The organism is bacterium (assembly GCA_036504735.1).
Taxonomy (GTDB): Bacteria; Electryoneota; RPQS01; order RPQS01; family RPQS01; genus DASXUQ01.
On the sequence record DASXUQ010000009.1, the window covers coordinates 320,955 to 334,694 of the forward strand.

The window sequence follows — 13,740 nt, forward strand, 5'->3', positions numbered from 1 at the left end:
AAGCCACGCGGTGGCACGTCTTTAAATCCATCTTTTACATACTCTATGAATCGCATTCTCCGCCTCATCCTTCATCCCTCATCCTTCATCCTTGCCTTGTTGCTCTGCGCTCTGCCCGCCTTTGCCGCCAAGCTGCTGATTCCCATGGACCTTGCGCAGACCGACCATCTCAAAGCCTACGGCATTGCCTGGGATGCGCTGCATCGGGGCCTTAAGGTCGAGTGGCTGCTGAACTATCGCGGCGGCAGCTTCATGATGGACCCGACTCCGGAAATCGAAGCCGAGTGCCGCTTGCGCGGTGTGCTCTCCGAGAACGTGGGCGATCCCGGACCGATCTACAGCCAGATCGAGAACAATAACATGGAAACCGTGCTGCTGGAGAAGGCCACCAAAATTGCCATCTATGCGCCGCCCGAAGTCGAGCACGGCCCGTGGGATGATGCCGTGAACCTTGCCCTCACCTATGCCGAAATTCCCTTTGACCGGCTCTATGATGAAGACATTCTGGCCGGCAAGCTGTCCAAGTATGACTGGATCCACCTCCACCATGAAGACTTTACCGGACAGTACGGCAAGTTCTACGGCATGTACCGCAATGCCGACTGGTACATCAGGCAGGTGCAGTCCGAAGAGTCCCGCGCGGCCAAGTTAGGCTTCAAAAAGGTCTCGCAGCTTAAGCTCGCCGTGGCGCGTACGCTGCACAGCTATGTCGGTCAGGGCGGCTTCATGTTTGCCATGTGCAGCGCCACCGACAGCTATGACATTGCCATGGCCGCCATGGAGACCGACATCTGCGCGCCCGCCATGGACGGCGACGCCATCGATCCCGATTACAATGCCAAGCTGCGCTTCGACCAGTGCTTTGCCTTCCAGAATTTCCACCTGATTACCGATCCGATGGTCTATGCCAAGTCGGATATCGACGTCACGCCCGTCATGGGCATGATGCCGCGCGGCGACGAAGGCGACTACTTCACGCTGTTCGATTTCTCGGCCAAGTATGATCCCGTCCCCAGCATGCTCACGCAGGATCACACCGCGGTCATCAAAGGCTTCATGGGTCAGACCACCGGCTTCCACAAGGAGTTCTTGAAGTCCAGTGTGACGGTGCTCGGCCAGAATGAAGGCACCGACCAGATCAAGTACATCTACAGCAACTTCGGCAAAGGCTTCTGGACCTACTACGGCGGCCACGACCCCGAAGACTACCGCCACCAAGTCGGCGATCCCCCCACCAACCTGGCCCTCCACAAAAACTCCCCCGGCTACCGCCTGATCCTTAATAATGTTCTGTTTCCTGCTGCCAAGAAGAAGCAGTTGAAGACGTAGAACTGAACTAGCAGTTGGTGCAGGACTCACATAGCTCGCTATATCAGCGGGCTTTTTGTTTGCCAAACGACAGACATCCAATGTTTTTCAGAAGCCACATTCAGAAACACACTCATAAAAAAAAGAAAAATAATTAATTACAGATATTGTTGTGCGTCATAATCGGCTTCGTTAGTTCATTGTAATAGATATGATGCTCTCCTTGCTCGTTTACGTGTTGGAATCTTGGTGCATATTCCTACGCCCTATTTGTGGCCTAAATATGCTATTCATATGACAATGACGATAGACGGATCAACAGCGTCCGGGCTTGCGTTCATATTGGATTACCTCTCCCCCCCCTCCCATGCCAAATAAGCAAATGCGTGCCGCAATGCTTACAATATCTCTTGACAACAAATGGTCTTCTGTGAATGGCAATGGCAAAGTTGTGGCGACTGGGCAATAGACAACATGGAGTGTCTTGGGCTGAGATTGTATTCAGATGAACTGCTCACAGAAGTATCCTAACAGACTCTTCAACGGTGGAGGCATAAGAGCAGCGAAAACGTGGAATCAAATTTGTTAATATGATGTGCTTCGATCGAACCATATTGTGCAAGTGATTTAAATTACAATTGTTAGCGCTATTGCTTGGAATTTGATGGTCTGCTCCGCTGCCTTGACAAAATTGAAAAGGCGTGTTATATTTCCATCACAGACAAATGTGCACGCGTTTTGCTCCTTGACCCTCCAAAACGGCATTGGCCAAATCGGGGCGCGAACAATGCAGCTTGTTCTGCACTGAGACCGTTTTCAACAGTATGCCAACCCAGAGAGATCTCAGTTTTGAAGTAGATTGTCAGTTCATTCATCCAAGGAGAAGGCAGAGCAATGCCAGAATCAAGATTTAGTCTAGACCTCGGCAAGGGGACCTTCGAGGTCACCGGAAGCGAGGAGTTCATTGAGCGTCACCTGCCTGATCTGAAGGATCTGGCATCTAAGGTGATTGAAGTCATGAAACAAAACCCTCAGACATCTGGTGCTCCCGCTCCCGCGATGGGGATCAATGCCCGGCAGCAGTTGAGATATTCCGACGATCTATCGTCGGCTCCGAGCGAGCTTCTGGTAGATGAACTGAAAGCATTTCTCGATGCACTTGAGCTGCGCGAGAGCGAAATTGAATACACGACCGCAATCGTGTATTACTTGCGCGAAAAACTCGGCAGGGATACGGTAGAATTTGACGACATCGAAGAATGCTATCGGCTCGTTGGACGTCCGGTCCCGCGCATAGACAAGTCAGTGCATAATGCAGCGTATCGTTACAAGTTTTTGAATCGCGATAAGGACGGAAATGTTGCAATTACGCGGGTTGGACGCAATTTCATAGAACATCCGGAGACTGCCCGCGGAGCAAAACCGTCAAAAGGCACAAAGTCCGACGACAATGGAGATACACGAAAGAAATCATCGAGCTCTGCTCCATCACCCAAGGTGAAGGGTGATTTGGACCTTTTTGGAACGGCAGGACATATCCCGTTTAAGGGTTTTTGCGAGAGCAAATCCATCAACGAGAAGTCTAGTAACGCTGACAAGTTTGCCGTGTCCGCTTATTATCTGACCCAGCAAATCGGGCAACCTACCTTCGACGAAAACGATATTTACACTTGTTTTGATCATATGCGTTGGGCACCACCATCCTATATTCGAAACAACTTGATCAACCACAAGAACCAGTTTGGTTATTACTCAATGGAAGAAGGGCGGTTTGCGGTGACTCTTAAGCTGAAGATCCGAGTAGAACGCGAGCTTGGCGAGAGAACGCCGGGGAACCTTGATCTCTTGAAGTGAAAATGCAATCCTACATAGGATACAGTCGAACCGTTGAGAACGTTATATGCAAGGGTGCCACACTCGATGGTTGGCAAACACACGCTGTTAAGTACATGGCAGGTGAAAAGGCAAGTCACATGATTCTGTTTTATTGCGATGAGGCAGGTAACACCGGAGCGAACATTGACGACTCCAGTCAACCGTATCACTATGTTCTCGCACTGGGAGTTGATGAGGCTAAGTGGACGAGCATTAAGACGGCTTACTACGCACTTATCAAGGCCGTGCTGCCGCGCATCGGAGTTGATAGTTCGAACTGTCCGTACCCAATCCTCCCCGCCGATTTTGAGCTACACGCATGCGAAATATGGCATCGCAAAGGTGTTCACTTCAGGAACCTGAGCATGCACGATCGTGTTAATCTGATTCAGGGCGCGGCTGAGATTATAGATCGTCATAAATGCGAGATAGTATACGGGCGGTGTCCGAAGTCAAAGCTGGCAAAGTACTCTTCACCGGCCCATCCGCATTGGTGCGCCGCGTTGATCTGCTTGGAGCGGATCGCACGCGTCTGCACCAGAAACAACGCTCTTGCAGTTGTGGTTGCTGACCAAAACCTCGAGGTTCAGGATATGGTGAAGGACGTTGTGTCGCATTACCGGCACCATGGCCCTCCATTCGGTCCAGCTCAGAATCTGCAATGTATCACGGACAACGTGCATTTTATGGATTCGCGTGGCAGCGAGCACATGCAACTCGCAGATGTCTGTACATGGCTGATTGCGCGTAACGAGAGACGGGCCAACGGAATCGACCCAGCGTTGGCCCAAGCCCACAAACTCGTGAGGCAGAACGTCTCCGATTGGCGCAGCTTTCCGTACTAAAGACTTGTATTAATACAAGTTGTCGAATGTACATTTGTTCACTTTCCCTTGACAACTGGATATTCCTTTAGTATATTATGCCCTGACGACTGGTCAGGGCCGCCACTAGGCGACTCCGGGCCGCAAGGTCCCCGGCCGTCACCTTTTATGACCTTGCGGAGACACCTAGTTTTCGCGAGGTTTTTTTCGTCGTGACGTGGCAAGTGGCAGCACCTGCCACAACAAAACGCGCGGGGTAAGGACACCCCGCGCGGCGATATTACCGATTACTCTTTTGCGCTATGGTCTTCTGTACACATCCGTGCTCACATACTTCAGCCCCGAGTCGGCCAACAGTGTGACGACCTTGGCCTTTGGGCCAAGCTGCGCGGCGACCTGAAGTGCAGCGATAACGTTCGCGCCGGAAGAGGTTCCGGCAAACAGCGCTTCTTCGCGCGCTAAACGCCGCGCCATCTCTTTGGCGTCGTCGGTTTTGACGGGCAGGATCTCATCGATGAGTGACGGTTCCCAGAGGGGCGGAGTGTAGCCGATGCCTACGCCTTCGATCTTGTGGGGTCCGGCCTGACCGCCTGTCAGCACCGCCGATTCAGCAGGTTCCACAGCGATGATTTTGATATCCGGTTTGTGCCGCTTCAGGGCTGTAGCTACGCCACGCAAAGATGCCGCCGTGCCCACGCTGTGCACAAAGGCGTCAATCTCTCCCTGGGTCTGATTCCAGATCTCCTCGCCCAGCGGAAAGTAACCCGCAATGGCATCTTCATTGTAGAGCTGGTTGGTCCAGTAGGTGTCAGGCTCCATGCTGATCTCGCGCGCCGCTTCAATCATATCCAGAATCAGTTTCTTGGTGGTCAGCCCGCCCTCGCTGCGGACCAGCGTCAACTCCGCCCCCAGCGCCGTCATCTGATCGAGCTTCTCGCGGCTGAAGGCATCGGACGAGACAATCTGCAGCGGATAGCCTTTGGCCGCGCAGACCAGCGCCAGCGATGCACCTGTGCTGCCGCCCGTGTATTCGACCACGCGGCCACCGGGCTTCAGGCGGCCATCTTCTTCCGCCCGCGAAATCACCGCCAGCGCCATCCGGTCTTTCATGCTGCCGGTGGGATTCTCCCATTCGAGCTTCACAAAAATGTTCGCGCCGTGGGGTGGAACCACCTTGCGCAACCGAACCAGGGATGTATTGCCAATCGCATCGAGAATATGCATGGAGTGAGCCCTCCGTGTTATCTGCCTTTCCACCAAGTTAGTATCGCGGTCCCTCAAAGTCAAGACTTATGAGATTTGATTTCAAAACCTTGTTCACGCTCAGCGTGTTGCTCTGTTTGCCGCTGTCGCTGCTTGCCCAGCCGGACAGCACGGCCGGCAAGCGTCACGCGCAGGAGCCCGAGCGGATCCTGTGGATGGAGAATGTGCAGAATGCCTATCCGCGCTGGTCAAAGGATGGCTCGAAGATTCTCTTCCAGTCTAACCGCAGCGGCAAATGGCAGATCTATGTCATGAACCGCGACGGCTGGCACGAGGGCCAGATTACCCGCGACAGTTCCAACAACAATTTGCCGGACTGGTCGCCGGATAATTCCATGCTGGCCTTTGTCTCGGACCGTGGCGGAAATGAAGATGTCTATGTGATGAGCATGGATGGCCGGGGGCTGAAGAATCTCTCCAATCATCCCGGACGGGACATTCATCCCTACTGGGCGCCGGACGGCAAAAGCCTGCTGTTCAATTCCAACCGGGACCGGGCAGACGGCTTCGAAATCTACCGCGTGAATGTGGACGGCAGCAAACTGAAGCGGCTGACCAACAGCCCCGATGTCAAAACCTGTGCGCGGTTCTCACCTGACGGAAAGAAGATTGTCTATCTCAGCGGCGGAACCAATGATGATGTGGTGGTGATGAATGCCAACGGTACCAACCCCGTCAACCTGACCAAGAGTGCCGCGGCGGAAGGCTGGCCGGCCTGGTCGCCGGATGGAAAAAGAATTATCTATTCCTGCGATGAGCCCGGCACCTTCAGCCTCTATTTTATCCATCCCGACGGCTCCGCGCGCCGGCAAATCACCTTTCCCCAGCCGCCGTACCGCGATGCCCGCGCCATGATTTCTCCCGACGGTTCCATGCTGGTGTTCAACCGCCAGACGGAAACCACCATCGGCATCTACACTCTGAACCTTCCCGCCTCAAACGCGACAAAGTAACGGGACCAGAGAGAACCGCGCCTTCCCATGCCCAGCCTGCGTCTTTTCCTTTTCGCGATGTTAACCGTCCTGTCCGCCCGTGCTGCCGAGCCGCTGTGGGTGCAGGATGATTGCTACATGCGCTACAATCCGGACAAGACCGGCCCCGGACGCAGCACGCTGGTAGGGTATGTGTTCGACAAGGACCGCAATCTGCCCATCCGCAACGCCGAAATTGCGCTCGCGGCGGATTTTGTGGATTCAACAGGCGGCGGCCATACCTGCTGCTGTTACCGCGCTCGAAGTAATGAGCAGGGCCGCTATGCCGTGCAGGACATTGCTCCCGGCTACCGCACCCTGTCCGTCACTGCGGACGGTTACTGGACCTACTTTCAGGAAATCACCATCACGCAGGACACCGCGCGGATCGCCAATTTCGAGTTGTCCGCTGCCACCCCTCACGATTCCCTGCTTTCCGGGTCGGTCACAGGCCGCGTGTGGGATGCCGTGCGCCGCCTGCCCCTTGCCGGTGTCACGGTCTCCGACAGCACCCATTCCGCCCTCACCGATGCCGACGGCGTCTTCCTGCTGCCCAATCTTTCCCCCGGCGGGCATATCCTGAGTTTCACGCATCCCGGTTACATCTTGGAGCAACATCTTGTCATCATCACCACCGCCTTTTGCTCTGAAGACGTGATCTTAAAGCCCATGCTACGGCCATAGCCGACTCCCGTCAAGACGTGGCCAAAGGCCGCGTGTCGGAGCGGAGGACCTAAGACCCGCCCGTTAATCTAAGAACATCCTTATGCAACCTGCCCTTCGATTCCCATCACGTGTCATTGCTCTGGCCGCTGCAATGCTGCTGCTTGCCGCAATGGTCTTTGCGCAGACGGGTGCGATCAAGGGCCATGTGGTCGATGAAATCGGGGACGGGATCAACCGCTCCTTTGTCGTCGCGCTGCATGCGGACTCCGCAACGATGGCCAACAGGCAGGATGGAAGTTATGTTCTCCGTGGTTTGCCGGCAGGCTTCGATACCCTGAAATTCTCCGCCGCCGGATATAGCATTGTCTATCAACCGGTTGTGGTAATCGCGGACTCCGAAATTGTTGTAGATCAAGTAATGATGGAAGCCAGCTCCTGGACAGATGGTGATTACCATTTTCCTTCGGATGTTCTGCCTCGAATGGAAACCAAGCGGGGGCACTCCTCCATTATTGGAAAAATTCTGCCGCTAATTCCGCGCGAACGACTCGCTCGTCCGACGTATGTCGTACTGTGGAAGGACGGCATTGATGAGCGGGGCAATGGCTACACGACGCAGCTCACCTATCATGGGAAGATCACAGAGGATGGCACCTTCGTCATAGATGATGTTGAGCCGGGCTGCTATTCGGTCGTCGCACGCCGGTCAGGCTTCTATGCGGAAACGCGTAAAATACGGGTGGAGGCGAATCAAACCATCCGGCTGGATTTTCCGCTCTGTTGGCCCGGGGGTCGTGACACCACACAACCCGCCTCGGTATTGGGTCGGCTCTGGAATCAGAAATCCCGCGCTCCATTTACCGGCGCCTCGGCTACGCTCTTTGAAAAAGGTGGGTCGACGGTTCAAACAGATGCCTTCGGAATGTACTGTTTCCAAAATGTGACACGCGGAACGCATCTTCTAAAGCTCTCTGCTTCGGGTTACGCCACCGAATGGGTCTCTTTCAATGTCGAGAACGGGATGACAAACTGGGTGCATGAGAGTATGCTCCGTCCAGCCTGGGTCCCGGACCCTCAACTGGGCACAGTCAAAGGCCATGTCTTCGAACGCGATATTTATGATCCTGCCATGGGTGCTGTTGTAATGTTGCTGGATACATCCTACAAGTCGCATCCGGGCTCGTCGTTAAAAAGTTATCTCCGTAGCCACGCCGATATCAAAAACCGCGGATACATTCTGCGGGACATCAAACCGGGCCGCTACATTCTAAGAGTTGACGCCGTAGGTTACTCGCGCCAAGAAAAAGAGGTGATCGTTGCCGCAGATTCTGTCAGCATCGAGAACATCCAAATGCGATAGGCGCTAATCCAAGGGGAAGAAATCGAGAACCGGTCTTCCACACCGCATTTTCCCGCGTCGCCTGACCATTGCTCAAAACGCCGCCGACCACCAAGTAGCGTGACGCACTGTACGACTGCCACCACCTGTTTTCGCAGGCTGTCTCTTCCTCGGAACCCCATCTCTTCTTTTAAGGTTTAATACGACACACTGGATCTAAGAGTGACACAATTATGAATCGGTATCGTTGAATTCCTCACCGGCCTGATGGGATCAGGCCCAAACTGCTGATCGCTATGACCTAAGCTCCGGCTTGTTGCCCCTGCTTGGCCGTGGCATCGGTCAAGCAAGGAGCAAACATGAGTACGAACGGAGAGAATTTCCGGGACGCGCTGGAGCAGATCTGCATGGATGTCATCGCCCCCAATGCGGCGGCGGTGGATCGCAGCGGCAGTTTCCCGCAACAGTCCGTAGACGCGCTGAAGGCGGCAGGACTATTGGGGGCGGTCAGCGCCAAAGAGGTCGGTGGTTTGGGTTTAGGAATGCGCGGCGCGGCAGACATCGTGCGGCGCACCGCCGAGGCGTGCGGCTCCACCGCTATGGTGGTGTGCATGCACTTCTGCGGCACAGCGGTGCTGGAAGCTTATGGCGACAAAGAGACGCGCCGGGCCGCGGCCTCGGGCGCGCATTTCAGCACGCTCGCCTTCAGTGAAGCCGGATCGCGCAGCCACTTCTGGTCTCCGGTCAGCACCGCCCGCACCAACGGCAGAGGTGTGATGCTCGATGCCAAAAAGAGTTGGGTCACGTCGGCTACCACCGCCACGGCCTATGTGTGGTCCTCTAAGCCCTTGAACGCAGAAGGGTTAAGTACCCTTTGGCTGGTGCCGGCCAAGACCCAAGGCCTCACCGTGTACGGCCCGTTTGACGGCTTGGGCTTGCGGGGCAATGACTCCTCGCCGATTGCGGCGGCTGGGGTGCATGTGCCTACCACGGCGATGCTCGGCGCGGACGGCCAGGGCTTTGACATTATGATGGGCACTGTGCTGCCGATGTTCAGTGTGCTGAATGCCGCCTGCACCATTGGTCTGATGGAAGGCGCCGTCAAGCGCACGGCAACACATGCCGCGGACATCCGCCATAGTGATACCGGTACGTCGCTGGCCGATCTGCCGACCGTTCGCAATTACATCGCCCGCATGCGGGTCAAGACCGATATGGCCAGAACGCTGCTCGACGATACGATCACCGCTCTCGAAGCCGGACGCGCCGACGGCATGCTGCGCGTGCTCGAATGCAAGGCGGCTGCAGGCGAAGCGGCGACGGAGGTGCTGGATACTGCCATGCGGGTCTGCGGCGGCGCTGCCTTTCGCAAGGATGTCGGCGTGGAACGTTACTTCCGCGATGCCCGCGCCGCCGGCGTGATGGCTCCCACGACAGACGTGCTCTATGACTTCATCGGCAAGGCGGTCTGCGGACTGCCGCTCTTCTAAAAAGGAACGAAACCGATGAATGATTCAACCCTGATACTCGGAGCGGTGGCTTACGATCCTAAAGTGGTCACCATCTGGAACGGCTTCCGCGACTACTTCCGCGCCCACGGTCTCGCCTTCGACTACATTCTCTTTTCCAACTATGAGCGGCAGGTGCAGGCGCACTTTGCCGGCGTCATCCATGTCGCCTGGAATTCACCCTTAGCCTGGCTCCAATCGCAGCAGCTTGCCGCCTCGCGGGGACGCCGCGCCGAAGCCATCTGCATGCGGGACAGTGATCGCGATCTGACCTCCGTGGTGCTGGTGCGCGCGGACAGCGCCATTGCTACGGTCACCGATCTAACAGGCAAACGTGTCGCCGTCGGAGCCAAGGATTCGCCGCAAGCCACGCTCATCCCTCTCGAACATCTTTCGCAAGCCGGCCTGAAACCCAACACAGATTTCGCTGTCATTTCCTTCGAAGTGCTGGTTGGTTTGCATGGCGATCACATTGGCGGCGAACGCGATGCCGTCGGCGCGCTCTTGGATGGGACCGCCGATGCCGCCTGCATCCTTGAAGGCAACCACGCCGCCTTTCTGGCCGATGGCACACTCCCCAGCCATGCAACCCGCATCCTCTCCCGCACGACCCCTTTCGATCACTGCAATTTCACCGTACTCGACGGCGCACCGGCTGAACAGGTAAACCGTTTTCGAGAGCTGCTGCTGGCCATGAGCTATGCTGATCCGCAGGTCAAGCCGCTCTTGGATCTCGAAGGCCTGAAATGCTGGAAGCCCGGCCGCACCAGCGGTTATGCGGTGCTGACCGATGCCGTCGAACGCTTTGGCACCTTAAGAGAATTTGTCCGCAGCAGCGCCGCCGCCATTCCGTCCTGAAAGCCCGAACCACTTTGCTTTGGAGGCGCACTTACCGTGCGCCTTTTTTTCTCTGCGGCCAAACCCTTGACAAACTGTCCTCCTATGTGCTATTATTACTGTGCGGCTAACAACTTGGCCCTTGTAAAGATGCACGTATTCTATGGCCCGCTTTACTGATCATTTTCAGATTTTCAGTCCGCGCGCCGGGCGAGGTCTCGCTCAGCGGACCTTTCAGTATTTCAGATTTTTCTTCAAGGAGGTCTTATGTATGCGTGCCAATGGCATTTCGATATTCCTTTCGGGAAGCAGACAGAGGTGCTGGACATTATGAAGCGCTGGGAAGAGGAGATCGATAAAGATCCACAGTCTCCCAAGGGACGCGGACGGCGGCTGATGGTGGGGCATGTGGGCGCGTCAGCCTCTCATATTATCCACGAACATCTGGTGGATGAACTGTCCGACTGGGATCACGCGCTGAAGATCGTCGCCACAGGCCGCTTTCAAAAGTACTCCGATTCCTTGGCCCCCTTCATCGTCCCCGGCAGCCAGCACTGGATAATCTACCGCGTACATGGTATAACCACCGTCTGAAGTTCAATAGCAAAACAAGACAAATTTCGCACGAATATGCATCACATATACTTACTCTAACTATATATCATATTTACAGGTGATCTGAATATGCAAGAGATACTCTGTGCTCATACCTATTGGAAAGTCAAGCCGGGCCGCGAGGATGATTTCCTGCTGACATGGCAAGGGCTGGCCGACATCTTCTCTTCTTTGGCAAATCCTCCCCTGTGGGGCACCGTGATTCAAGGGATCAAGGATCCCAGCATCTTCTACTCTATCGGTCTGTGGGGCAGTCATGAAGACATTGCTGCCATGCGTGCCGATCCGCGCGTTCGAAAGATCCTGCGAAAGGCCCGGAGCCTTTGTCTGGAAATCACGGCCGCCAACATGGTAGCGGATGTGACCGCGTAATTGAAGCGGCATACAGAACGCATAAGCATCAAGGGCGGCACAACAAGGTCGCCTTTATTGTTGACTTTTCGCTTCAACTTTGTAAATTGTTAGAGGAAATAAACATGAACCCTATGGCGATGGATCAACATATACCGAATAAGAACAACACCCTGACGCCCACGCGGGAAAATTACCTGCGCGCACTGTATCAGCTTTCGCGTTCCGGGGCCGGGGTGCGGCTGACGGATCTGGCGCGGATGCAGGGGGTTCGGCTGCCGACGGCCCGCCATGCGGTGGACTGTCTGCGCGATGCCGGTCTGGTGGCACAGGAAAGCTATGGCTTGATCACGCTCACTGGTCCGGGCCGTACAACGGGCCGGGCGATCTGCGACCGCTTTGACCTCACCCGCAAATTCCTGATTGATGTGCTGGGCGTTCCCGAAGAGGTTGCCGAGCGGGAGGCATGCATCATGGAGCACCACCTCGATGACGACACGCTCAACCGTCTGGCCGCCTTTGTCAAAAAAGTCACGGATGCGCCGGGCCGCAAGCCCTTCGATCTGCTCCCGCTGCAAGCGCAGTAGCCTGCCGCAGCCAGGAAAGCGTACACCGCCGGCGTGGCGCCTGAATCTGTATTCGGATTCCCTGTAGATAAAGTAACACTCTTCATTAATGACTGGAGGACCGAACCATGTGGAAAGACTTTAAAGTTTTCATTATGCGCGGCAACGTGGTGGACCTGGCCGTCGGTATTATTATCGGCGCGGCCTTCGGCACCATTGTCAGCTCACTGGTCAATGACATTGTCATGCCCCCCGTCGGTCTGGCGCTTGGGCAGATGGACTTCTCCAATCTCTTTGCGGTCGTCAAGGAAGGGGTGACCCCCGGTCCGTATCTTACTCCGGCGCAGGCCAAAGCGGCGGGTGCGGTGACGGTCAACTACGGTCTGTTCATCAACACGATCATTAACTTTCTGATCGTGGCCTTTGCGGTTTTCCTTCTGGTGCGGGGTGTCAGCAAATTGCACCGCAAGGAAGCCTCGGCACCGGCGGCAGAACGGCTTACCCGGCCTTGCCCGTATTGCCTGACCGAAATTCCCGCCCGGGCGACCCGTTGTGCCCACTGCACCTCGGAATTGACGGCCTGAGACAAGTCACGCTACATTATTACCTCGGCTGTAGACATTACAGGAGACGGACATGTTTGGCAAGCAAATCCTTTTGGTGCTCACCGCGCACCTGATTCTCGTGCTCTTTTCCGCATCTCTATTTGCTGCGCCGCCCGCCCCAAGCCCTTGGCGCCTGCAGATGGAATCCAATCTCGGCCTGGCCCAATCCAGCTATTCGAACAATTGGGTTGGTGGCGAAGCCGGTTCCATGACGTGGGTGTCCAACTTCCTGGGCAAAGCCGAACGGCAATTTTCCACGTCCTGGTTTGAAGGCAATGAGTTGAAGCTGCAATTCGGCCAGACCCATTCTCAGCGGCAGTCGGACAAGCATTGGCTTCCGCCCCAAAAGTCTGCGGACCAGATCCGCTATGACGGCATCGTCCGTTACACTCGCGGCTGGTTTGTGGATCCCTATGTCGGTCTGACCTTCGAATCGCAGTTTCTCGATGCATCCGACTCCCTGAAGCACCGCTACCTGAACCCCATTGACCTGACCGAAGCGACCGGCTTTGCCCGCACGCTGATTGAAAAACCCGACGTCAATGTTTTGACGACGCGTTTAGGTTTCGGCCTCAAGCAGCGCTTCACCGCCTTTTCCGATCCGGCGGATCCCACCCATGAGAAAACGCTGCGCCAGAACACCAATGACGGTGGTATTGAATGGGTGACCCATCTGGTGCTGGGCTCACCCAAGAAGCCCTATAACTTCGACTCGCGGCTGACGGTTTTTCAGGCGCTGTTCCACTCGATTCACAGCGATATCGCGCTGCCCCCACAGAATGACAATTGGAAAACTGCCACGGCCAACTGGGACAATACGGTCAGTGTGAACGTTACCAAGATTCTGCAGGTCGGTTTGGCCTGGCAGCTTCTGTATGACAAGCAGATTGCCCTCGGTGGCCGCTTCCGCGAAACCTTGTCTTTGGGCCTGGCCTACAAGTTCGCCAACTACACCGAAGAGAAGAAGTAGCCGTCTGCTTTTCTGTTTCTTATTTCCAATTTCACATTTCCT

The 13,740-nt window shown here is 55.5% G+C and carries 14 protein-coding genes; 13 read left to right on the forward strand and 1 reads right to left on the reverse strand.

The features are described 5' to 3' along the window. Positions 1–45: 45 nt before the first annotated feature. The 3 genes from VGL38_08860 to VGL38_08870 all read left to right on the forward strand — a co-directional run bounded on the left by VGL38_08860 (position 46) and on the right by VGL38_08870 (position 4,028). On the forward strand, positions 46–1,329 hold the full coding sequence (locus VGL38_08860) for an asparagine synthetase B (protein HEY3295537.1): 1,284 nt from the start codon (positions 46–48) through the stop codon (positions 1,327–1,329). An 873-nt stretch (positions 1,330–2,202) separates the two neighbouring features. Continuing rightward, positions 2,203–3,162: a hypothetical protein gene (locus tag VGL38_08865; protein ID HEY3295538.1), complete on the forward strand. Its 960-nt coding sequence runs from the start codon at positions 2,203–2,205 to the stop codon at positions 3,160–3,162. A gap of 95 nt (positions 3,163–3,257) precedes the next feature. Beyond that, positions 3,258–4,028 (forward strand): DUF3800 domain-containing protein, encoded by a 771-nt coding sequence (locus VGL38_08870; GenBank protein HEY3295539.1) that lies wholly within the window; start codon positions 3,258–3,260, stop codon positions 4,026–4,028. Between the two features lie 279 nt (positions 4,029–4,307). On the opposite strand, the gene VGL38_08875 is transcribed toward VGL38_08870, so the two are convergent. Then, on the reverse strand, positions 4,308–5,231 hold the full coding sequence (locus tag VGL38_08875; protein ID HEY3295540.1) for a cysteine synthase family protein: 924 nt from the start codon (positions 5,229–5,231) through the stop codon (positions 4,308–4,310). Between the two features lie 68 nt (positions 5,232–5,299). Between VGL38_08875 and VGL38_08880 the strand changes: the two genes are divergently transcribed. The 10 genes from VGL38_08880 (at position 5,300) to VGL38_08925 (ending at position 13,698) form a co-directional block, all read left to right on the forward strand. Beyond that, positions 5,300–6,223 (forward strand): hypothetical protein, encoded by a 924-nt coding sequence (locus VGL38_08880; protein ID HEY3295541.1) that lies wholly within the window; start codon positions 5,300–5,302, stop codon positions 6,221–6,223. A gap of 27 nt (positions 6,224–6,250) precedes the next feature. Then, positions 6,251–6,925, forward strand: a complete 675-nt coding sequence (locus VGL38_08885) for a carboxypeptidase-like regulatory domain-containing protein (GenBank protein HEY3295542.1) — start codon at positions 6,251–6,253, stop codon at positions 6,923–6,925. A gap of 82 nt (positions 6,926–7,007) precedes the next feature. Next, a complete protein-coding gene (locus VGL38_08890) occupies positions 7,008–8,267 on the forward strand; it encodes a carboxypeptidase regulatory-like domain-containing protein (protein HEY3295543.1) in 1,260 nt (419 codons plus the stop codon). 338 nt (positions 8,268–8,605) lie between these two features. After that, a complete protein-coding gene (locus VGL38_08895) occupies positions 8,606–9,736 on the forward strand; it encodes an acyl-CoA dehydrogenase family protein (protein HEY3295544.1) in 1,131 nt (376 codons plus the stop codon). 15 nt (positions 9,737–9,751) lie between these two features. Beyond that, positions 9,752–10,612, forward strand: a complete 861-nt coding sequence (locus VGL38_08900; protein HEY3295545.1) for a PhnD/SsuA/transferrin family substrate-binding protein — start codon at positions 9,752–9,754, stop codon at positions 10,610–10,612. Between the two features lie 246 nt (positions 10,613–10,858). Next, positions 10,859–11,185, forward strand: a complete 327-nt coding sequence (locus VGL38_08905; protein HEY3295546.1) for a hypothetical protein — start codon at positions 10,859–10,861, stop codon at positions 11,183–11,185. A gap of 90 nt (positions 11,186–11,275) precedes the next feature. Further along, positions 11,276–11,578: a hypothetical protein gene (locus VGL38_08910; GenBank protein ID HEY3295547.1), complete on the forward strand. Its 303-nt coding sequence runs from the start codon at positions 11,276–11,278 to the stop codon at positions 11,576–11,578. Positions 11,579–11,682: 104 nt separating this feature from the next. After that, positions 11,683–12,144, forward strand: a complete 462-nt coding sequence (locus VGL38_08915; GenBank protein ID HEY3295548.1) for a metal-dependent transcriptional regulator — start codon at positions 11,683–11,685, stop codon at positions 12,142–12,144. Between the two features lie 107 nt (positions 12,145–12,251). After that, positions 12,252–12,707, forward strand: coding sequence for a large-conductance mechanosensitive channel protein MscL (mscL, locus tag VGL38_08920; protein ID HEY3295549.1), 456 nt, complete (start codon positions 12,252–12,254; stop codon positions 12,705–12,707). 52 nt (positions 12,708–12,759) lie between these two features. Further along, positions 12,760–13,698, forward strand: a complete 939-nt coding sequence (locus tag VGL38_08925) for a DUF3078 domain-containing protein (GenBank protein HEY3295550.1) — start codon at positions 12,760–12,762, stop codon at positions 13,696–13,698. Positions 13,699–13,740: the final 42 nt, after the last annotated feature.

Coding starts and splice junctions, on each gene's coding strand:
- VGL38_08880 (HEY3295541.1), top strand. CDS start 5,300: ATGAGATTTGATTTCAAAACCTTGTTCACGCTCAGCGTGTTGCTCTGT.
- VGL38_08905 (HEY3295546.1), top strand. CDS start 10,859: ATGTATGCGTGCCAATGGCATTTCGATATTCCTTTCGGGAAGCAGACA.
- VGL38_08885 (HEY3295542.1), top strand. CDS start 6,251: ATGCCCAGCCTGCGTCTTTTCCTTTTCGCGATGTTAACCGTCCTGTCC.
- VGL38_08875 (HEY3295540.1), bottom strand. CDS start 5,231: ATGCATATTCTCGATGCGATTGGCAATACATCCCTGGTTCGGTTGCGC.
- VGL38_08890 (HEY3295543.1), top strand. CDS start 7,008: ATGCAACCTGCCCTTCGATTCCCATCACGTGTCATTGCTCTGGCCGCT.
- VGL38_08915 (HEY3295548.1), top strand. CDS start 11,683: ATGAACCCTATGGCGATGGATCAACATATACCGAATAAGAACAACACC.
- VGL38_08900 (HEY3295545.1), top strand. CDS start 9,752: ATGAATGATTCAACCCTGATACTCGGAGCGGTGGCTTACGATCCTAAA.
- VGL38_08925 (HEY3295550.1), top strand. CDS start 12,760: ATGTTTGGCAAGCAAATCCTTTTGGTGCTCACCGCGCACCTGATTCTC.
- VGL38_08870 (HEY3295539.1), top strand. CDS start 3,258: ATGGCAGGTGAAAAGGCAAGTCACATGATTCTGTTTTATTGCGATGAG.
- VGL38_08895 (HEY3295544.1), top strand. CDS start 8,606: ATGAGTACGAACGGAGAGAATTTCCGGGACGCGCTGGAGCAGATCTGC.
- VGL38_08860 (HEY3295537.1), top strand. CDS start 46: ATGAATCGCATTCTCCGCCTCATCCTTCATCCCTCATCCTTCATCCTT.
- mscL (HEY3295549.1), top strand. CDS start 12,252: ATGTGGAAAGACTTTAAAGTTTTCATTATGCGCGGCAACGTGGTGGAC.
- VGL38_08865 (HEY3295538.1), top strand. CDS start 2,203: ATGCCAGAATCAAGATTTAGTCTAGACCTCGGCAAGGGGACCTTCGAG.
- VGL38_08910 (HEY3295547.1), top strand. CDS start 11,276: ATGCAAGAGATACTCTGTGCTCATACCTATTGGAAAGTCAAGCCGGGC.